We start from the raw sequence: 19,882 nt of genomic DNA, 5'->3' as shown, positions 1-19,882 counted from the left end.
AGTCCGTTTTCAATTTAGCCCGTGTGGAAGGAGCGAAGAAAATGAAGAGAGTTCGGCACGGATGGTGGTGGAGTGTGCTTGGCGGCGCTATTTTGCTTGGCGCGTTGATTTTATGGAGTGGTGGGCTAGGTACGAAGGAGGCGAAGATCGTCTACGTTTTCAGCAACAGTTGTGGATATTGCACAACGTTTACGCCCACGTTTGAAAAGGTGGCAAAAGATTATCCACAGGAATGGGTGGCACGACTGGACATCCAGAGGGACCGGGAGCTGGATGAAGCCATGCGTTTGGGAGCGCAGGCGACGCCCACGGTTTTTATCGTAGACGGGGAGCGGGTCATCGACAAGCTGGAGGGGGATGTGCCGGAGGCGTTGCTGCGAAGCTTTTTGCAAAGAAACCTGGAGCGGGATCTTTCGATAAATGGATAAAATAGGTAAAATGTCTGGTAATAGGGAGGGGATAGGCGTGAAGCTGATTGGAAAAACGGTGTGGACAAGTTTGTTGTTAGTGGGGATCGCGGTGGTGCAAAACGGTGGCAGCGAAAGCGAAGTTCTTCGTCTACATGTAGCGGAAGCAGCGGCAAAATCCGCTCCTGCCTCTGATTATGCCAATCATCCCGCCAAAGATGCCATTTCGCACGGCCTGCAAAAAGGCTACCTCTGGAAGTATCCCGACGGCAAATTTCACCCTGAGCAAACCGTGACCCAGTCGCAATTTGTAGCCAGTCTGGTAGCGATCCGGCAAGTAAGCGAAAAAGAGTCTGTACCAGCCCTTCCAGCGGGCCATTGGGCCAAAGACATCTACGAGCGCGCACAAAAGGCAGGCATTTTGGCGAATGTGCCCGTCAATCCGAACAAGCTGTTGACGAAGGAAGAGGCGGCGCTGCTGGTGTTTAATGCGTGGAAGCCGTTTCGGGGGGAGAAAAATCCGAATTTGTCCAATACTGGTGCATTGATTACTTGGGGCTGGATGAAGGCGGCACCAAGCGGACAGCCCAAGTTCAGGGAGGACTTGCCCCTATTGCGGGGGGATGCGGCGGAGATTTTGCGGTATTTGTGGACGGATAAGTGGCAACTGGAGCAGGGGGCGAAGTATGCTGAGGAGTTTCATAGGAGTTTGAAGATTGTTAATGGCAATATTGTGGGGAAGGTGCCGAAAGGGGATGGGGATTTTATGATAATCGCAATGTTTGTAACTAATTCTAATGGTCGGAAAGGGTTTTTAAATAACCAAAATTTCAATGTCCCGATGAGTCAAGTGAAGTATATGACTTTCTTCGTAACAAATAAAAACAATTCTTCTGATGCAGGAGCGTTCCAATACACCAATTTTCCAAGCTTCGATCGAATAGATAAAGGTCAATTATTTCACACACCACGAGGCGAAAATAAATGATCAGAATTTTAGAACGGCTAAGGATAATAATATTCATTTTGCTTTCCTTAGGTCTTTTACTTGGCATAACTATTATACAGTCAAAAGTGGTGAAGGCTTCCCCGAACATTCACAGTATAGCCCTAGCTGTAGTTGATTCAAATAAGGAACTTGCACCAAAAGGGCAATTTGATGTTCTGAGAATAGCAGGGATAAATGGACAATTAGGTGCGGCGATATCACAAATTAAAATTAATGGTATGAATGATGCAACTAGGGTCTTGGGTTTTGCAGATAAAGATGAGAGAGCTGATAGGGGGTGGTACTTTGTTGACAATAGTGAAACCCCTTACTGGATTAATCGATTTGGGGGGAATCCAAATTTTATACTGGGTGGGTCGGCTAATGTTTATAGCAAGACAGTTTCCAATCTGACTAATCGTGATTTTGTAGACTACCAAGCCTACAACCTAGCCGAACTAGCCACAGCCTCCGGCGGAGCTGGCTACACCATTGGAGACAATCTCGAACCAAACGGGAATGGCTACATATCCGTAGGCCATTTCCGCACCACCCCTCAACCGACTGGACAAGTCAGCACTAACAAAACCAAATACGAGGTCAACGAACAGGTGACCATTTCGGCGAATGCCACGGACTATTCTTACTATGACCGTGGCATTCTTGTTTGGAGTTTGTCCGTTGTCAACAAAACTACCGGGCGAGGCTACCACTCCTTTGTGAGCAACGAAGAAATTCGCGATCAGAGCGGGTACGTGCCTGTTGTAAGCGAAACTAGCACCCCGAAGCCATTTGTATGGACAAACAGCTACCAATACAAGCCAGTGGAAGTGGGTCTCTACGAGGTAACACTGACGATAACCGACAGGCACCACCGCTCCCGTCAAGGCTCGCCCAGCATCAACGTATCGACTCCTTACACGTACCAATTCACAGTAGGAGACGCGTCGCCGATCGACCCGAAGCCTCCCGTTGACCCGGAGCCCTCCGGCTGCAAACGCACGACGATGGACTTACGCATTGAAGAAGAGAAGACAGTCAGAGAGCTGCTGCGGGTAGCCGATCAGGGAGAGACTATCACTGTCGAGAAGTATGCCACGATTATCGCCACGGCGAAAAAGCCTGGTTCGTTTACGAAAAATGGTGTCGCTATGCAAACGGGAAGTGGCGACAATCGCAAAGTTGGCATCACGGAAGCGCCTGAATCTGGCACATTCAAAATTGCCTATACGAGCGAAGACAAAACAGAATGTTGGGAAAAAAGCATTGCCGTCAAAAGAGGGGGCCAGGGAGTCGATCAATGCCCAATCGTTATGGTGAACGGCAAAGCGCTGTCAAGCGGTGCAACCATTGAATTGTCTCCGGGAGAGGAGATCAGGTTCAAGTCCACTTATCGGGACGCAGCCGGAGAAGTCAACCCGGCGTCCATTTTATGGGATGTGACAAAGCCTGACGGGACTGTTGAGACATTGCCCAGGCGAGACAAGGGTGACCGCGCAGGATGGGTTACTTATAATTCCGATACATTTCAGCTTCCCTATACAGATGAGGTTGGCGAGGGTGTGACTTTGGACAAGGGAAAAACATACCGCGTGAAACTGAACTATAATCAGGCACTCTGGAGAGACAGGCCGGAGTGCGACTGGCAAATTACGATCAAAATTCGCGACATCAGCTGCTCAATCGCAGAACAGGAACGAATACGTTTCAAAAGATACGGGGAGCAACCTTCGCAGTTCCCGCCGGGCGGGGAGAGCTTTTCTGATTTCAAATTCATTCCGTTTTACAAGGAAAACTTTACGCTGACGCCAGAAGGATACCAGACTCACATGCGAGTGGCTGCCAGCAGCTCGGGAACCTGGTATGTGGAGAGAAACAATGAGAGAAAGCCGCTCGGTCAAAAACTAGGGGCGAGTGAGCAGCAAGCCGTTGTGCTGCCCGAAGACATCGAAGTGGGAGAGCAAATCAAACTGGTTTTCATTTCCGAAACCGGATGCATCCGTGAATTTGTCTTTACTGTTCAAGGCTATGGCAGATGTTACAAAATGCTGATCAGTATGGAAACGCTCTCTGGTCAAGAGGCATGGACAAGGCCGATACAGCGTGGGGAAACCATTCGGCTTCAAGCGTCTGATTTTCCTGACAAGCGGTACGATCTGATGTTGTTTACATCCGAGGACACGAAAATGAACACGCAATGGCTGGACCCGGTTTCTTTGGAGTGGAAGTTTTCGCGGGACGGCCGGAGCTTGCCTTCTGATAAGCTTCCGGTTGAAAGTCACTGGATACGTCTCCCGGATGATGATGGGACAGACGAAGTGTTGCCAGGTTTGTACATGGTGGCGTTTTATGGCGAGTCCAACGAGACGTGTGACGGTTATATTTTCATTGAGATTGAAGGAGCGGATACGACCGACAAGGAAAATTTGCTCATTCTCAAAGAGAGTTTTGCGATTGCTCCCAAACAGCCGCAAGCAGCTGGGACAACAGGCGTCATTACGTTTCAAATTAAAAATGCAGGCAAACTCAAGCATGATACAAAGCTGGCAGTGAGATGGGACAGCTCGGCAAAAGAAACGATGCTCGATGTAGACGGATTTAAGCCGGGCGAGGTGCGTACGATCAAGGTTCCAACGCAATACCCGCAAAAATCCGAGGATTTTATTGCCCATTTGAACCCGGCCCAAAATCAGCCGGAAAATGAAATGAACTGGGCAGACAACCGGGCAAAATGGCCTGTAAAAATCGTCGGCGGAAACATTCCGCAGCCCCCGGGAGGCGGAGAGGATTACGAAGGCGGGGAGATTGGACTGGAGATTTACGACAGCGATGGACGCCAATTGCAAAAGCTTCCGGTACATGCAGATGGCGTATGGGAGAGAGAGCCAGCCAAAATTCGCGTCGTGATTGATCAAACGAAAATCAATGAAGGCTATCAAAAGACACAGCAGCAAATCAATCAAAAAATAACGGATTACGCGCAACAGCTTGAACAGTCGGTCAGTGGAGAGGAAATCAAGAACGTCAAAGTGACAGCAAATCCGGGCTGGATCGCCGATGCAAAAAGTTTGGCTGTCTACACACCAGCCACGTTGGACTTGCAAGTAACGGGACCCGGCGTACCTGAACAATGGCAGGTTGCCAGCACTTCCATGGGTGGGGAGTTTGTTTATACAGGGACGATCGTTCCGACTCAAACGACATGGAGACAAGTATTGCAAAATCAGAAATACAAAGCGGAAATTAACGGTTTTGTCATCACGATGAACTACAAAATTGACTTTGCCTTGAGCTATGACGTGTGCACCAAAGACGAGGATGACAACGAGACGTGCGAGGCACAACAAGCCGGCAGCACCATGACAGGCCGTTATACGATCACGGTCAAAGGCGGAGAGCGGCTTTTTGAAGTGTTTGAACCGAATGCGACAAGCTCTGTCCTTCATACAGCCGAATGGGCTGAGTACCACGGGCGTGACCGCTATCCGGACAGTACACCTCTCGATTTTTACGCTGGGGAGCGGATCTTGGCGCGCGTGGAGCTGCAGGATCGACATCGTCACCCGGTCAGCGGACAGTTTCCCCTCATCGCCTCGGCCAAGGCGTGGATATCTGAGACTGGACGGAGGCAGACGTCATTGCAGTCTTTGCTCGATTTGCGCGCTATTTCCAGCCAGCGATGGGGCGGTCCTTCCTATGCGGTTGCCAAGTTGGGGCAGCGTGAGACAGGGGTAGATACTCCTTTGATGGGAGACAAGCAGTACGGATTTGAAAAAGGGGCTTCTTATGAGGTTTACTACCAGGTTCAGTTCCGGTTTGGTGTGAACAAAGGTTTTTCCTACTGGAACAAAACGACAGGACAAGGTCATGAGCATGCAGATTACCGGGTGCCTTTCCGAATCATTGCCAACGCTTGGGAACGCCAAGGTATCCGCAACCACAGCACTCAGTAAATATATTTGCAGCCCTTATCTGTCTTTTTTTACTGTTTGAAGTAGAAAGAAGACAAGGGGGATCACGATGATGACAACGGCCAAGCGCCTGTTCTATTTGTTGATTATGCTTGCGATATGCTGGGTGAATGCTGGCGGAACCGGGTGGGCAAAAGAGCATCGTTTATTCGTTGAAACGGCGTGGGCTTGGGTGGAAGAGGGAGAGATACACTTTCAGGCGCAATTGTCAGCAGCTTCAGAGCAGGTCGAGCTGGCTGTCGTTCAGGAAGGGGAGCGAAAAAGCCGGGCCTTCCGCAACGATGATCGCATTTCCGCTGTTGTTAAGCCTGCTGGCAATCGCCCGCTGATCATCAGTCTGACAGATCGGGACGACGAAGAGTTGTTGGCAAGCTGGCAACTGGATTTGGCTGATCTAGATGTATCTTATGAGGCTGCGTTGGATCTCAGGCGTGCACCTTGGGACAGGTACGTTGAGGACGGGAAAGACCTGCTGGAGTTAATCCCCGCGTCAGAAGAAGCTGAGATGCACCAGACTGGAGAACCGGATGAGTCAGAGATAGAGGAGCCGGACACAGACGTTTCTGATAGGTCACTGGATGAGTTGGCACAAGCGTTTTACAAAGATTTTGCCGAAAGCGACAAGCCACAAGAAGCCGAATTGCGCAGCAGAGAAGTGATTTTTGAACTGGAGCCTAACAATACCAAGGAAAAAGCGGATTGGCTGTTTGACGCCAAGGATGGCAGAGGGAAAATTGGCACAGCAGGCGACGTCGATTACTGGAAAGTAAAAGGCACGAAGCATGGACGAATGAATGTTTCCTTGCGTGAGGTTCCTCCGGGCCAGGACTATCACGTATACGTATTTGACAATGAGCATAACGAGCTGGGGCGTTCTGAACTTGCGGGAGAGCACGATGAAAGTGTGGAAGGAATCGGCCTGGAAAAAGACCAGTGGTACTATGTCATGGTAAAAGGACAGATGGAGTCTCACCATAAAGATTTTTACTATCGACTGCGGGTGGATTTTCTGGCTGATCAGACAGAAGCAAAAGTGGACGAGTACGAGCCGAACAATACGCTCGAAGAAGCGTACGAGCTGCCAGCCAATTTTACAGCTTCTGTGGACGGAAATTTGCACGCCAGTACGGACGTCGATTATTATCGCTACTCGTTCTCGCTTGCCTCGACTTTTACCATTGATCTCAAAGAAATTCCGGCCGGGATGGACATCGACTTGTATGTACAGGACGAGCAGGGGAAGGTACTGTCCCGATCAGAGAAGCCGAGGAATGCCAACGAACAAATCATCATGAACGTCGATCCGGGCAACTACATCATTAAAGTCATGGCGAGCAAGCGATCCGGTTTCACGCCTAATTCTTACAAGCTGGAGATAGCAGCAAAGACCATTCCTGTCATATTGATTCCGGGAATTGGCGGGTCACGCCTCATGGCCGAGGAGGGCGGTCAAGCTTCGGAAATATGGCTTGGTCTTGGAGACAGTTTGGTCGGAATCAATGACCCCAGACATCGGCGCTTGCTGTCGTTGGAGCCGACGACAACAAACAGCGTAGAAGTGCGCCCACGGCAGGCGGGAGCATCTATCTATCCAGAACCTGACGATGAGGGATTCAGCGCCATTGAGTATCTCTCTTACTCTCCGCTGAGCCCTGTGCGTGACATGACCGAACAGTATTACAGCATGGTCAAAGAATTGGAGAGAGCTGGCTACAAAAAGCACAAGACTATCTTTGCGATGCCGTATGACTGGCGATACAGCAGCACGAAAAACGCAGCTTTCCTCAAACAAAAAATAGATACTGCGCTGGAACGATCGGGGGCGAGGCAAGTTCAGCTGGTCGCGCACAGCATGGGTGGTTTGCTTACGAGGGAAACGTTGCTCTCAAATGTGTCGTACCAGTCAAAAGTCAAGCGCATTGTCTACATGGGAACGCCATTTCTCGGATCTCCGCGAGCGTATCAGGCAATCAAATACGGGTACAACTTTTCCATCCCATGGCTGGATGAAGAGACAGGAAAAATCATCTCGGAATACGCACCGGCTGTTTACGAGCTGCTGCCTTCCAAAAAGTACTTTGAAACGGTAGGTTTCTTGAAGAAAAATCGCAATGAACCTTACAGCTATCAAGACTTTTTGCAAGATAAAAAAATTCGTCTCGACTACACTCCGCTGGTCAAGCAAGGAGGAGCACTCCATGAAAAGTGGAACAAAAAGACGATCAATGTACCCCAGTATGCGATTGTTGGTACGGGTCAAACTACGTTTCTCGGCTACTACTTTGATGCGTACCACAATGAATGGGTCCCTTATTACGACAATGGTCTTGGAGATGGCACCGTTCCGTACATCAGCGCGAACTATGCTCAAAAGGATATGAAAAAAAGGTACTATGTAGCTGGCGAACATGCCAAGCTGCCTGCCAATCTGGAAGTCATGAAACAAGTGACGCAATTGCTGAAGGGCAACGAGGAAGTTCAGCCTGGTCTACGCAACCAGCTCGGAGGCAAGAGCGCCAAGTATTTGTACTACATTATTTCCAAGGAAGACGGGACTTTTCCAGAGTTGACGTTGCTGAAAAATGGAAAGTCGATCAAGCTCGATGCGAATGCAAAAGAAGTGGTGGAAGATTTGTCGATTGAATACCATGGCAACATCGTAGTAATCCATGTGCTCGATCAAGAAGAACTGGAATTTGAACCTCCAACGCCAGCTTCAAACGAGCCAGCGACGAAGCTTTTCATCAAGCGCTTTTCGTCCGAAGATTCACAAGAAGATGGGGAAAGCGGCAGGCGGTATCGCCTGGACGGAAATGGCTTAAACGAAGCGCCGGAGGAAAGCTGAAAATGGGATACATGAATAGATGAATGAATAAATAGGCGGAAGTCTGGATTTGTGAATCCATAAAATCGCTTGATCAAGACTTCCAATAGAGCGCCCAAAGCACCTAAGGCAGGAAGGACGAAAATATGGACAATCTGTTTATCTGGCTGTTCCTCGGCCCGTTTATGTACTCGATTGAGTTGGGCGGACCGATTATCGGGTTGCTTGTAACAGGCTACCTGCGGGCGGTTTACGGATTTCGGGGATGGTTGACGTTCGGCGCAGCGTTTCTTGGCTGTTTTTTGTACTACATGATTGCCGTGCCTTCCGATACGATGCTGGGATCGCTCCTGATCATCAAGGCAGCGATGGCGATTCACTCTGCGTTGCTGCTGACTTTGATCATGTGGCTGTTCGACAAGCTCATGAAGCGATATCGTAAAAAGCCGACCGAGGACGGGGAGCCGCTTGACGAAGAAGCAGAGGGGCACGAAGCAAAAAAATAACCGGGCACATGGGCAAATTGCGTCACTGTAGGTTTCCGAGTAGAATAAAGAAAGGAGAATATGTGTCTGGAGGGCGTGTAAATGGATATTTTCGATAACAAAAAAGGCGGCTTTACCATCATGAGCGGCAAAACGGACGTTCACGGCGGATTCGGCCAAGGGGTACTCGATCTGGGGGCTGTATCGTCCGTTATCATCGATGGGGATGAAGCCTACATCGACATGGGTGCGCTGCATGCAAAAAGCTCGATTGAAAAAGGCATCAAATGGACGATGAACAAAGAAGAAGTACCGAACGGCAAGCCGTACTGGGTGGTGTGGGTAACCGTTGACCGCAATGAAAATGGCCCGTATTACGCAGGGGCGACTGCTTGTTACATGGAAATCGATCGGGAAGCGCGCCGTGGCTACAAAATTTTGGCGGATCATGTGAATCGTATGGACTATTCCATGAAGCGCCGGATCATGTTGACCGAGCTTGGCGACAAAGAAAAAGCTGCTTTGAAAAAATTGCTGATCGAAAATAATGCGGCCATGTTCGATAATTCCACGGAGGAATTAAAACAAAATTTGTCCTAAAGCTGGAAATCGTGAACGGTCTGTGAACAAATTGTGAAATCAATTGTTACCAGAATTGAAGTCAGGTAAACTTATTTCCATATCTGTGTACATGTACACTGGGTCAACAAACAGGGAAAGAGCCGTCACTCTTTCCCTGTTTGCGTTCAGGCAAATTGTGAACATGATGATCCGGTGATTGCCGATAGAAGATTTTTTTACTGGTCATGGTTTGCGCTGATAGCGGCACACTAAAGAGGCTCGACCCAAACTGTCTGACGGAAGGGGCGGTACTCATGAATGAAGATCCGCGTGAACAGGAGCAATCCCAGGATCATTTTGTGAAACACGGCGGGGTTCATTTTCGGACGCATGTGGAACCTGCTGAAATCAACAACTTTATCCGCAAGCTCCCGGCAGGCAAGCGGGAAAGCTTGTTTGAAGTATTGGAACAGCTCGATCAGGCCGGGATGATTAGTATCGTCAACGACCATGTCTTCACCGACGGAGATGGCATCGTAGGCGGCGGAGACAGCCAATCATTAAAGTGATGAGCCAGGCATTGAAATGATGAAACAAAAAAAGGACGTACTCTTTGCGAGCGCGTCCTTTTTTCGTTATCGGTTATTGATCCGGCTTCCACCAGCTGCCCATCCGTTGCCAGAACGTCGAAGAGTCGGGCGCAGGCAGCGGCGTAGGTGTTTGGTTGGGAGGCAGATGATCTGTGCAGTAATCTTGTGGCTCCGTGCCACTGGCAAAGTAAAACAGCTGTGGAGTCGGGCAATGTTCGGTAGCCAACTTTCCTGACGCTGGATCGATGTAGACGGAAACCACTCCGGCGGGCATATCAAAGAGGGCGGGAGGCTGGCCTTTCAGTGCGCTCTCCATAAAGCTCGCCCACACTTTTTTGGACAAATACCCTTCCTTTACATCGTCCACCTTTTGATTTTTGTCGTAGCCTACCCACACCGTGGAGACTAACTGAGGGGTAAAACCGCTTAGCCAAGCGTCATAGTCGGTCGACCCCGTCTTTCCGGCAACTGGCCGATTCAATTCATTGGCGACGCGGAATCCGGTTCCGCCGCGTTCAAACACGCCTTGCATCATATTCACCAACAGAGCAGAGGCGACAGGATCGGCCACCCGTGTTTTCTGCGTAGTTTCTTGCACCAAAACGTTTCCTTCGCTGTCTTCAATCGATGTAATCGCGATTGGCTCAACCGCTTCTCCTTTGTTGACGATGGCCGCGTAGGCTGCATTCAACTCCAGAGGTGAGACGGGGGAAGTGCCGAGGGCGAGAGAAGGAACAGCTTGCAAAGGACTGCTGATTCCCAAGCTTTTCGCCTGCTCGACGACTTTTTGCGGGCTGAGAAAATCAATCGTTTTGACCGCGTAAATGTTGTCAGAAGTCTTGATCGCATCGCGCATGTTGATCATCGCGTTCGCATATCGTCCGCCGAAATTGCTCGGGATATATTGTTTGTTATGGTCATAGGTGAAGACCGTCGGCTCGCTTTTCATCATCGTCAGCGGCGTGTAGCCGTTTTGCAAGGCCGCCAAATACATGATCGGCTTGAAGGAGGAGCCGGGCTGTCTTTTGCCCAGCACGCGATTGTACTGGCTTGTTTTATAGTCGCGTCCGCCCACCATCGCTTTGATGTACCCGGTAGCAGGGTCCATGGCGACCAATGCGACCTGCAAATTCGGATTGTCTTTCGGCAGTGTGGATGCGATGATTTCCTCTGCCTTTTTTTGCATCACCGGATCAAGCGTGGTGTGGATTTTCAAACCGCCATGGATGAATTTTTCTTCATCGATGCCGTACTTGTTTTTGACCAGACTTGCGATGTAATCACGGAAGTAAGGCGCTTGTTCGGTTACGTTTTCCGTAGCGCGCTCCTTTAGTTTGATTGGTTCCGCATAAGCCGTTTCTACTTCTTTTGCCGTGAGCGTGCCATCGCGCTCCATAGCTTCGAGAATCAGCTTCTGCCGCGATTTTGCCCGCTCAAAATCAACGAAAGGAGAGTAATAGGTCGGTCCTTTGGGAATCCCGGCCAGCATGGCGCTTTCCGCCAGAGACAAGTTTTTGGCGTCCTTGCCGAAATACGTTTGGGCGGCAGCCTGAACTCCGTAGGCAGAATGACCATAGTAAATCTGGTTCATGTACATTTCCAAAATTTCATCTTTGCTGTAATTCAGCTCCAGTTGAATCGCGAGCAAGGCTTCCTTGATTTTTCGCTCCCATGTTTTATCCAGGCTTAAATACAGATTTCGTGCCAGCTGTTGGGTAATCGTACTGGCTCCCTGGCGCATGTCCATGTTGATCACATCGACGTAGGCAGCCATGGCCAGCCGTTTCCAGTCAAAGCCATAATGCTCCCGAAATGAACGATCCTCGATCGCGATCGTTGCGTTGATGAGGGCAGGCGATATTTCCTGAATGGGCACGGAAATGCGATTTTCCCCCCGGTGCATCGTGTCCAGCACGTCTCCGGTAGCTGCGTAAATCGTTGTCGTCTGCTTGACGAATGTTTCAGGAAGCGGTTGCGAGCGCAAGTACAAGATCAAGAGCAAGATGGCAAAAGATAAGCATAAAAGGCTGAGTATGGAAAATTTTACAAATTTCTTGGCCCAGCGAAGATAACGCAACAGGGAAGGCTCACGAATGACTTCCATTTTGCCTCTCCTCCTTTCTATTGTTTGAACGAACAAAATAGTCGTGACAGTCTCCCCGCTCTTTGGAGGAGAAAAGCGTTGGTCGCAAGCGTTTTACGTCCCAAAAGACGTTTTTCGCAGAAACGGGGACGGTTGTTTGACAAGCGAAAGCGCCACATCTGCCGTCAAGCCCCCATCGCGTCTTTTCACAGAAACGAGATAGCTGTTTGACAAGCGAAAGCGCCACATCTGCCGTCAAGCCCCCGCCGCGTCTTTTCACAGAAACGAGATAGCTGTTTGACAAGCGAAAGCGCCACATCTGCCGTCAAGCCCCCGTCGCGTCTTTTCACAGAAACGAAATAGCTGTTTGACAAGCGAAAACGACACCTCCACCGCCATAACCCTTGCCGAGTTTTTTCGCAAAATCCGCTCTGAGCAGCAAAAGCAGCCACGTCCTCTGACATAAAAAAACAGCGCGACGTTTCCACAAAAAACGGGACATACTAAGGGACACAAATGATACTTCTAGTATGGGTCAGCTGTGTACTGGATAAACTTGCCTGTCGCATGAAAAACGAGCGCGAGGACGGGTTTTTGGCCTGTCCAGAAAAAAAACTTGCTTTTTGATTGGCAGCTACTATAATTTTCTTGTTATATTGTATTTTCATGCGGTTAATTGAAGGAGGTTACATAACCATGAATATGGAATTGTGGTACACCGAAAAACAAACGGAAAATCACGGGATAACAACGAAAATTACTGATACCCTATACAGTGAGAAATCCGAGTTTCAACAAATCGATGTCATTACTACCAAGCAGTTTGGTCGCATGTTAGTACTCGATGGCATGGTTATGACCACCGATGTCGATGAGTTTGTATACCACGAAATGATTTCTCACATCGCTCTCAATACGCATCCAAACCCGAAAAAGGTTCTGGTTGTCGGTGGCGGCGACGGTGGGGCAATCCGTGAGATCGTGAAGCATGCAGCTGTGGAAAAAGCAGTTCTGGCTGAAATCGACGGTGGCGTAATTGAATCCTGCAAAAAATATTTCCCGGAAATTGCGAGCGCACTGACAGGCAACCCGCGTGTCGATGTGCAAGTAATCGATGGCATCAAACATATTCATGACCACAAAGGCGAATACGATGTGATCATGGTTGACTCTACAGAGCCAGTTGGCCCAGCGGTAGGTCTGTTTGAAAAAGGCTTTTACCAAGGCATTCACGATGCGTTGAAACCAGACGGCATCATGGTTGCGCAAACAGAATCTCCATGGTTCAACCGCGATCTGATCAAGCGCGTGTTCAAAGACCTGAAATCGATCTTCCCGGTAACCCGTCTGTACACTTGCAGCATCCCTACTTATCCATCCGGTCTGTGGAGCTTCACCATCGCTTCCAAACAACATGATCCGCTGGAAGTAGATCCTGCAAAAATCAAAGACCTGGGCACCAAATACTACAATGCGGAAGTTCACCACGCTGCTTTCAAACTGCCTAACTTTGTGGCTGAGCTGACCCGCGACTAATCGGAGGAGGACAACCTTTATGCGTTTTGACGAAGCATATTCCGGCAATGTCTTCATCCGCAGCCACGGAAGCTATGAAGAAAGCCAAGCAGTCATTTACGGCATGCCGATGGACTGGACGGTCAGCTTCCGCCCAGGTTCCCGTTTCGGCCCTGCCCGCATTCGCGAAGTATCGATCGGTCTGGAAGAGTACAGCCCGTATTTGGACAGACTGCTCGAAGACATCAAGTATTTTGATGCTGGCGATATTCCGCTTCCTTTTGGCAACGTGGAAGGCAGCCTTGATGCGATTCGCACCTTCGTGGCAAAAGTGTTGGAAGACGGCAAATTCCCTCTGGGACTGGGCGGCGAGCATCTCGTTTCCTGGCCGGTATTCCAAGCTGTATACGAAAAGTACAAGGACATGGTGGTATTCCACTTTGACGCGCATACCGACCTGCGCGACAACTACGAAGGATACCAGTATTCCCACTCCACGCCAATCAAAAAGGTGTGCAACCTGATTGGCGGCAAAAACGTCTACTCGTTCGGGATTCGCAGCGGAATGAGAGAAGAGTTTGAGTGGGCAAAAGAAAACATGCACCTGTACAAGTACGATGTTTTGGAGCCTGTGAAGCAAGTGCTGCCGACGATCGGCAACCGTCCGATCTATCTGAGCATCGACATCGATGTTCTCGACCCTGCGCACGCACCTGGCACAGGCACAACAGAAGCAGGCGGCATCACTTCCCGCGAGCTGCTGGACACGATTCACTTCATGGCGCAAAATGGCGCCAATGTGATTGGCTGCGACCTGGTGGAAGTGGCTCCTGTGTACGACCACAGCGAGATGACGCAAATCGTGGCATCCAAAATCGTGCGCGAATTGCTGCTCAGCTTTGTAAAATAATCGATACAACGACAAGCCTCCGGAACTCACAAAGTACCGGAGGCTTTTTTATGGCGTTGCTCGCACCTTTTCTTATCTGAACCTGAATGGATGCAGAAAATTTTCGCGCGTCGCGTAACGTAACGTGTAAGACACTCCCTGAGCAGGAGCAGGAGCAGGAGCAGGAGCAGGAGCAGGAGCAGGAGCAGGAGCAGGAGCAGGACATTCATTTGCACTTTAAAAACATTTTTATTTACTAAGTTTATAAAATTAGATAAAATTGGCATAGAGAATAAAAAGTTGCCGAAGCATTATCGAGGGAGTTGTTATCCATGAGAGAAGTTTTTGCGCATGCTGAGTTTCGCAAGCTGTTTTTCTCCAATCTTTTTTCCGGCTTCGGTCAAGGCATGACGATGATCGGGATTGCCTGGTATCTAGTGGAAACCACAGGTTCGGCCCAGCTGTTGGGTTCGACCATGTTCGTCTCGGCTGTGTTGATGTTTTTTATCGGGCCTTATATCGGGACGCTGATTGATCGTTATTCCCGCAAAAAAATGCTGCTCGTAGAAAACTTGATCGGTTTTGGCGTGTTGGGAGTTTTGGCTGTCTGGGGCTTTTTCGGAGAGTATCAGGAATGGATGCTGATCACGATTTACCTGGTTACGACCTTCATGTACCAGATTCATTATCCGGCCCAATCGGCCTTGGTTCAGGAGACGTTCAAACCGAAACATTACAACGACATCAACAGTTTGCTGGAAATCGAGGGACAGACGGCGTCCGTTCTCGCAGGTGCGTTTTCCGGGCTGTTGCTGGGCAAATTCGGACTTTCCACTGTCGTTTTGTTCAATGCTCTGACGTACCTGTTTGCATTTTGTCTGCTTTCCACGATGAAATATACGTTTACATTGGAAGGCGAGGCCAAGCTGAGCCAGGGCGTATCGTGGATCAGCCAGTTCGGGCAAAGCTGGAGCTACATCAAGGAGAAAAAGGGCTTTCTCGTCTTCGGTATATGTGCCTTGATGCCATTTATCGCTGTGATGGCGAGCAATTTGCTGAAGCCTGTTTACGTCAGCCAAACTTTGCAAGCAGATGTCTCGGTCTTCTCGTTCGGGGAGATGGCCTATGCTTTGGGAGCGGTAGCGGCAGGTATACTCGTCTCTGTGGTCGTACGCAAAATGGGGCAGCTGGCTGCGATGGTGGCAAACACGCTGCTGTTCGCTGTCGTGATCGTCGTCATGGTGGCTTTGCCGTACGGCTGGGCTTTGATCGGAGCTTATATGTTTTACGGCTGGAGCAATGCCTCTGTTCGCCTCATCCGCCAATCTCTCTACATGACCGTGATCCCGAAACAGTTTATGGGGCGGGTAATGAGCTTTTTCAACTCGCTCGGCATGATGATGCGTTTGGTGCTGATCGGCGTGTTTACAGTCATGATTGACTACACAGGAGCAGGCATGGGCTACCTTGTCCTGGCGGGATTGCTTTTGCTTGCGGCGGTTGGTGTTGCCGCGACCATGCGCTTCCTTTTGGCGGACGCAAAGGACCAGGCAGCGGTTGCAAGTCAAGAAGGATGATCGTAAAATGAATGGATGATTGTCCGACAAGCAAGCAGAAATCGTGGAGTGTGGAGAGTGTCATGGAAGAAGTACAATTGAAGCTGTCAGCCAGACATCGCGTCGACGGAGAATGGGATGAAACGACGCATGAGTACAAAGGAAAGCTTGTGCAAAAAGCATCTGCCTGGTATTTGACATATAAGGAACAGCTGGAAGGCGCGGGAGAAGTCAGTACAACCCTCAAACTGACGGACAGCGCTGTTACGCTGGTGCGCCAGGGTGGCGTTTCGACGAGACAGCACTTTGAAAAAGGGGCAAGCACGCATTCCACTTACCAGAGTCCGTACGGGCCGTTCGCCATGGAGACACATACGAGCAAGCTGCGTATCCGCTATGCGGAAGACGCCCCGGTACAGGTGGAAATTTTTTACCAAACGTGGATGAACGAGCAGTACGCTGGCGAGCACGAACTGAAAATGGAGTTAGGAAAATAAGCCGCTCTTTGCAAGGGCGGTTTTTTGCACGTACAATAGAAGGAACTCGCGGCAGGAGTTGGAAGGAGGGTTCAAGCATGTTCGTACTCGTGAATGGCCTTATTGCCGGTCTGGGTTTGGCAGCTTTTCTCGCGCTGGGAGACGGCTTGTTCGACACCAGTACGTTTCCTGTACTGATCGACGTCAGTTATGTCCCGGGCATGGAAAACTTGCCGTCAATCGCGGAGCTTTTGCTCCATCTTTTGATCAGTGTGATCATTGCTTTTTTTCTGATGTATTTTTACCCTCGTGAAGATCGCGGCAAAAGGACCCGTTATTTGCTGTACTGGATGCTTGGATTTGCAGTCGCCTTCTTGCCGTTTAGTCTCTTAAGCAAAGTTCCGATAACGTGGACAGCATTTTGCATATGGATATGTGGACATTTGCTTTACACCGTCATGCTCTCGGTACAAGTAGCGCGAAATCGATAGGATGATGTTGATTTTGCCGAATTTTCGGCATAGTGATGGTTTTTTGGCAGCAAGGTTGAAAGGGGTGGAGGCCAGCATGCCGTTGTCTGATACGGTAGAAATGTTGCAGGCAATACTGGGGGCCATTGATGAAGGGATTCATGTGGTCGATGCGGAAGGAATCACGATTTTCTACAACCACGTCGCGGCAAGACTGGACGGGTTGACGCCAGAAGAGGTGCTGGGGAAGCCTTTATTGGAGGTGTTTCCTTCGCTCGACCGGCATTCGAGCACGCTGCTGCGTGTCATTGAGAACGGAGAAGCCATCTACGATCAGACACAGACGTATAAAAACTGGAAAGGAATGCGCGTAGAGACGATTAACACGACGCTCCCGGTCCGAGTAGGCAAAAGGCTGGTCGGAGCGGTTGAGGTCGCAAAAGATATCGGCAAGCTGAAAGAGCTGTCGGAGCGGTTGGTTGACTTGCAGGCGAAAATCAGCAAGCCAAAGCGCGCCAAACGGGGGGCGGATGAGGTTGCTTTCCACTTCGAAGACATTTTGACCAAGAGCGAGCAGATGAATCACTTGAAGGAACGGGCGAAAAAGGCCGCGCGCACGACTTCACCCGTGCTGATTTACGGCGAGACGGGAACTGGCAAGGAGCTGTTTGTGCAATCGATTCACCACGCGTCACTGCGCAGCAGCAAGCCGTTTATCGCGCAAAACTGTGCGGCGCTGCCAGCGTCATTGCTGGAAAGCCTGCTGTTTGGCACGGTGAAAGGCAGCTTCACAGGGGCAGACGATCGGCCGGGACTGTTTGAGCTGGCGGATGGCGGAACGCTGTTTTTGGATGAACTGAACAGCATGCCGCTCGATTTGCAGGCAAAAATGCTGCGCGTGCTACAGGATGGGCAAATCAGGCGGATCGGCGGCAGTCAGTCGGTCAAAGTGGATGTGCGGGTGATCGCTGCTGTCAACGAAGCTCCGCAACTGCTTGTCGAGCGAGGTTTGATGCGAACCGACCTGTATTACCGGATCAACGTCGTCTCCTTTTCCTTGCCGCCGTTGCGCGAGCGCAGAGAAGATGTCGACTTGCTGGTCGAGCATTTTTTGGCCAAGTTCAACCGGGTGTTCGGCATGAACGTGCGCGGCATTAGCCCGGAAGTAGCCCAGCTTTTCGCGCGCTACGACTGGCCGGGGAACGTCAGGGAACTGGAGCATGTGGTGGAGGCAGCGATGAACATGGTGGAGGATGACATGATCATGATGGAGCATTTGCCAGCGCATATGCTGGAGCGAGTGCAGCCGGATATGCTGCAAAGCCCTTCAACGCCTGAACCAATCCCAATCTCGTTGCTTGCGGACAGAGAAGGCTGTACGCTGCCCGAGATTCTGCGGGAACTGGAAGAGCGGATCATCGGGGACGCGCTGAAACAGACGGATGGCAATGTACTGCGGGCAGCGAAGCTTTTGGGCATCCCAAGGCAAACGCTGCAATACAAGCTTTCGCAACGAATGATCCCGCCCTGTTGAATGCCGAAATTTCGGCAGCGCTTTCATTGGTTTAAAGGGAAAGAAACGCTTACAAAACGCTCTATTTCCTATTTTCTAAATTTTTCGATTTGATTGGCACGACCCTTGCATCTTTACTTGGTCGAGTGAAACGCATGATGGTTCACTACAGACGAGAGGAGATGTGACACAGATGACAGTAGCGACAAGACGTGACTGGCGTTCGATTGAACTTTGGAAGGATGTTCCGGAAGAAAAATGGAATGACTGGATGTGGCAGCTGACCCACACCATTAAAACGGTAGATGATTTGAAGCAAGTAATCAACCTGACGCCGGAAGAGGAAGAGGGCGTGCGTATTTCCACGCAAACCATTCCTTTGAATATTACGCCGTACTACGCTTCGTTGATGGACGTCGATGATCCAAAAGATCCGGTGCGCATGCAATCCGTTCCGCTGTCTTCCGAAATGGTTCGCACAAAGTACGACATGGAAGACCCGTTGCATGAGGATACCGATTCTCCTGTTCCCGGTTTGACTCACCGTTATCCAGACCGCGTGCTCTTCCTTGTGACGAACCAGTGCTCCATGTATTGCCGCTATTGCACGCGTCGCCGCTTCTCCGGCCAGATCGGCATGGGCGTGCCGAAGAAACAGCTCGACGCCTGTATCGATTACATCCGCAGCAGACCGGAAGTGCGTGACGTGCTTCTCTCTGGCGGAGACGGCCTGTTGATCAACGACCGCGTTCTGGAATACATCATCAGCAGCTTGCGCGACATTCCGCACGTAGAAATCATCCGTATCGGAACCCGCGCGCCAGTCGTATTCCCGCAGCGCATTACGGAAAACCTGTGCAACATCCTGAAAAAGTATCATCCGGTATGGCTGAATACGCACTTCAACCATCCAAAAGAAATTACACCGGAAGCGAAGCAAGCTTGCGAAATGCTGGCAAATGCGGGCGTTCCGCTGGGCAACCAGGCTGTGATTCTCGCGGGAATCAACGACTGTGCCAACACGATGAAAAAGCTGGTGCAAGACCTGGTCAAAATTCGCGTCCGTCCGTACTACATCTATCAGTGCGACCTGTCTGAAGGAATCGGCCACTTCCGCGCTCCTGTCAGCAAAGGGATTGAAATTATTGAACACCTGCGCGGCCATACCTCCGGCTATGCTGTCCCTACCTTTGTGGTGGACGCTCCGCACGGTGGCGGAAAAATCCCGGTCAGCCCGAACTACATTATTTCGCAAGCGTCCGATAAAGTGGTGCTGCGCAACTTCGAAGGCGTAATCACATCGTATCCGGAGCCTAAGACCTACCATGAGCATGACGAGGAAAATTGCGAATACTGCACAGCGGCAAAAGGCAAAGCTGTCGGTATCGCGGCCCTCATGCAGGATGAAGTCGACAACCTGGAGCCGACCGATCTGCCGCGCAACAAGCGCATCAAGGCCACCAAAGTCAAGTCGCTGGCAGATGTGCGTCTGGAGCAAAAAGCGAAAAAAGAACAGACGCCTGCAGAAGCAAAAGAAGCGTCCGGCAAATAAAC

General features: G+C 50.3%; 16 protein-coding genes. 15 read left to right on the top strand and 1 reads right to left on the bottom strand.

What is annotated here, in order from left to right:
- The first annotated feature begins 41 nt into the window (after nucleotides 1-41).
- The 7 genes from HP435_RS26735 (at nucleotide 42) to HP435_RS26705 (ending at nucleotide 9,805) form a co-directional block, all read left to right on the top strand.
- The gene (locus tag HP435_RS26735; RefSeq protein WP_173599042.1) at nucleotides 42-428 is read left to right on the top strand and encodes a thioredoxin family protein; all 387 of its coding nucleotides are present in this window, start codon (nucleotides 42-44) and stop codon (nucleotides 426-428) included.
- A gap of 37 nt (nucleotides 429-465) precedes the next feature.
- A complete protein-coding gene (locus HP435_RS26730; RefSeq protein ID WP_370641084.1) occupies nucleotides 466-1,395 on the top strand; it encodes an S-layer homology domain-containing protein in 930 nt (309 codons plus the stop codon).
- Between the two features lie 611 nt (nucleotides 1,396-2,006).
- Entirely contained in the window at nucleotides 2,007-5,348 is a 3,342-nt protein-coding gene (locus HP435_RS26725) for an ABC transporter permease (RefSeq protein WP_229049763.1), read from the top strand.
- Nucleotides 5,349-5,415: 67 nt separating this feature from the next.
- Nucleotides 5,416-8,211, top strand: a complete 2,796-nt coding sequence (locus tag HP435_RS26720) for a lipase/acyltransferase domain-containing protein (RefSeq protein ID WP_229049762.1) — start codon at nucleotides 5,416-5,418, stop codon at nucleotides 8,209-8,211.
- A gap of 125 nt (nucleotides 8,212-8,336) precedes the next feature.
- A complete protein-coding gene (locus HP435_RS26715) occupies nucleotides 8,337-8,696 on the top strand; it encodes a hypothetical protein (RefSeq protein ID WP_173596351.1) in 360 nt (119 codons plus the stop codon).
- Nucleotides 8,697-8,777: 81 nt separating this feature from the next.
- A complete protein-coding gene (locus HP435_RS26710; protein ID WP_122962554.1) occupies nucleotides 8,778-9,275 on the top strand; it encodes a YwhD family protein in 498 nt (165 codons plus the stop codon).
- Between the two features lie 275 nt (nucleotides 9,276-9,550).
- Nucleotides 9,551-9,805, top strand: a complete 255-nt coding sequence (locus tag HP435_RS26705) for a hypothetical protein (RefSeq protein ID WP_122962555.1) — start codon at nucleotides 9,551-9,553, stop codon at nucleotides 9,803-9,805.
- Nucleotides 9,806-9,878: 73 nt separating this feature from the next.
- On the opposite strand, the gene HP435_RS26700 is transcribed toward HP435_RS26705, so the two are convergent.
- On the bottom strand, nucleotides 9,879-11,930 hold the full coding sequence (locus HP435_RS26700; protein ID WP_173599040.1) for a transglycosylase domain-containing protein: 2,052 nt from the start codon (nucleotides 11,928-11,930) through the stop codon (nucleotides 9,879-9,881).
- Nucleotides 11,931-12,611: 681 nt separating this feature from the next.
- On the opposite strand from HP435_RS26700, the gene speE reads away from it, so the two are divergent.
- From speE to ablA, 8 genes are all read left to right on the top strand, one after another.
- Entirely contained in the window at nucleotides 12,612-13,445 is an 834-nt protein-coding gene (gene speE / locus HP435_RS26695; RefSeq protein WP_063229042.1) for a polyamine aminopropyltransferase, read from the top strand.
- Between the two features lie 19 nt (nucleotides 13,446-13,464).
- Nucleotides 13,465-14,334 carry an agmatinase gene (gene speB, locus HP435_RS26690; RefSeq protein WP_122962557.1) on the top strand — a complete coding sequence of 290 codons (870 nt, stop codon included), beginning with the start codon at nucleotides 13,465-13,467 and terminating at the stop codon, nucleotides 14,332-14,334.
- An 86-nt stretch (nucleotides 14,335-14,420) separates the two neighbouring features.
- Entirely contained in the window at nucleotides 14,421-14,573 is a 153-nt protein-coding gene (locus HP435_RS26685) for a hypothetical protein (RefSeq protein ID WP_173599039.1), read from the top strand.
- A gap of 72 nt (nucleotides 14,574-14,645) precedes the next feature.
- Complete coding sequence (locus tag HP435_RS26680) at nucleotides 14,646-15,890, top strand: MFS transporter (protein WP_173599038.1); 1,245 nt, start codon at nucleotides 14,646-14,648, stop codon at nucleotides 15,888-15,890.
- 62 nt (nucleotides 15,891-15,952) lie between these two features.
- Nucleotides 15,953-16,366: a YwiB family protein gene (locus HP435_RS26675; protein ID WP_122962559.1), complete on the top strand. Its 414-nt coding sequence runs from the start codon at nucleotides 15,953-15,955 to the stop codon at nucleotides 16,364-16,366.
- A gap of 77 nt (nucleotides 16,367-16,443) precedes the next feature.
- Nucleotides 16,444-16,836: a hypothetical protein gene (locus HP435_RS26670; protein ID WP_122962560.1), complete on the top strand. Its 393-nt coding sequence runs from the start codon at nucleotides 16,444-16,446 to the stop codon at nucleotides 16,834-16,836.
- A 76-nt stretch (nucleotides 16,837-16,912) separates the two neighbouring features.
- A complete protein-coding gene (locus HP435_RS26665; RefSeq protein ID WP_122962660.1) occupies nucleotides 16,913-18,349 on the top strand; it encodes a sigma-54 interaction domain-containing protein in 1,437 nt (478 codons plus the stop codon).
- A gap of 172 nt (nucleotides 18,350-18,521) precedes the next feature.
- The gene (gene ablA, locus HP435_RS26660) at nucleotides 18,522-19,880 is read left to right on the top strand and encodes a lysine 2,3-aminomutase (RefSeq protein ID WP_122962561.1); all 1,359 of its coding nucleotides are present in this window, start codon (nucleotides 18,522-18,524) and stop codon (nucleotides 19,878-19,880) included.
- The last annotated feature ends 2 nt before the right edge of the window (nucleotides 19,881-19,882 follow it).

Origin of the sequence: Brevibacillus sp. HD3.3A (assembly GCF_013284375.2) — a bacterium.
Lineage (GTDB): Bacteria > Bacillota > Bacilli > Brevibacillales > Brevibacillaceae > Brevibacillus > Brevibacillus parabrevis.
The sequence above is the reverse complement of the archived record's forward strand: the minus strand, read 5'-3'. Positions and strand labels throughout refer to the sequence as shown.

Excerpts from the sequence above, each read along its gene's own strand:
- HP435_RS26735 (WP_173599042.1), top strand. The coding sequence starts at position 42 with ATGAAGAGAGTTCGGCACGGATGGTGGTGGAGTGTGCTTGGCGGCGCT.
- HP435_RS26720 (WP_229049762.1), top strand. The coding sequence starts at position 5,416 with ATGATGACAACGGCCAAGCGCCTGTTCTATTTGTTGATTATGCTTGCG.
- HP435_RS26715 (WP_173596351.1), top strand. The coding sequence starts at position 8,337 with ATGGACAATCTGTTTATCTGGCTGTTCCTCGGCCCGTTTATGTACTCG.
- HP435_RS26710 (WP_122962554.1), top strand. The coding sequence starts at position 8,778 with ATGGATATTTTCGATAACAAAAAAGGCGGCTTTACCATCATGAGCGGC.
- HP435_RS26705 (WP_122962555.1), top strand. The coding sequence starts at position 9,551 with ATGAATGAAGATCCGCGTGAACAGGAGCAATCCCAGGATCATTTTGTG.
- HP435_RS26700 (WP_173599040.1), bottom strand. The coding sequence starts at position 11,930 with ATGGAAGTCATTCGTGAGCCTTCCCTGTTGCGTTATCTTCGCTGGGCC.
- speE (WP_063229042.1), top strand. The coding sequence starts at position 12,612 with ATGGAATTGTGGTACACCGAAAAACAAACGGAAAATCACGGGATAACA.
- speB (WP_122962557.1), top strand. The coding sequence starts at position 13,465 with ATGCGTTTTGACGAAGCATATTCCGGCAATGTCTTCATCCGCAGCCAC.
- HP435_RS26685 (WP_173599039.1), top strand. The coding sequence starts at position 14,421 with ATGGATGCAGAAAATTTTCGCGCGTCGCGTAACGTAACGTGTAAGACA.
- HP435_RS26680 (WP_173599038.1), top strand. The coding sequence starts at position 14,646 with ATGAGAGAAGTTTTTGCGCATGCTGAGTTTCGCAAGCTGTTTTTCTCC.
- HP435_RS26675 (WP_122962559.1), top strand. The coding sequence starts at position 15,953 with ATGGAAGAAGTACAATTGAAGCTGTCAGCCAGACATCGCGTCGACGGA.
- HP435_RS26670 (WP_122962560.1), top strand. The coding sequence starts at position 16,444 with ATGTTCGTACTCGTGAATGGCCTTATTGCCGGTCTGGGTTTGGCAGCT.
- HP435_RS26665 (WP_122962660.1), top strand. The coding sequence starts at position 16,913 with ATGCCGTTGTCTGATACGGTAGAAATGTTGCAGGCAATACTGGGGGCC.
- ablA (WP_122962561.1), top strand. The coding sequence starts at position 18,522 with ATGACAGTAGCGACAAGACGTGACTGGCGTTCGATTGAACTTTGGAAG.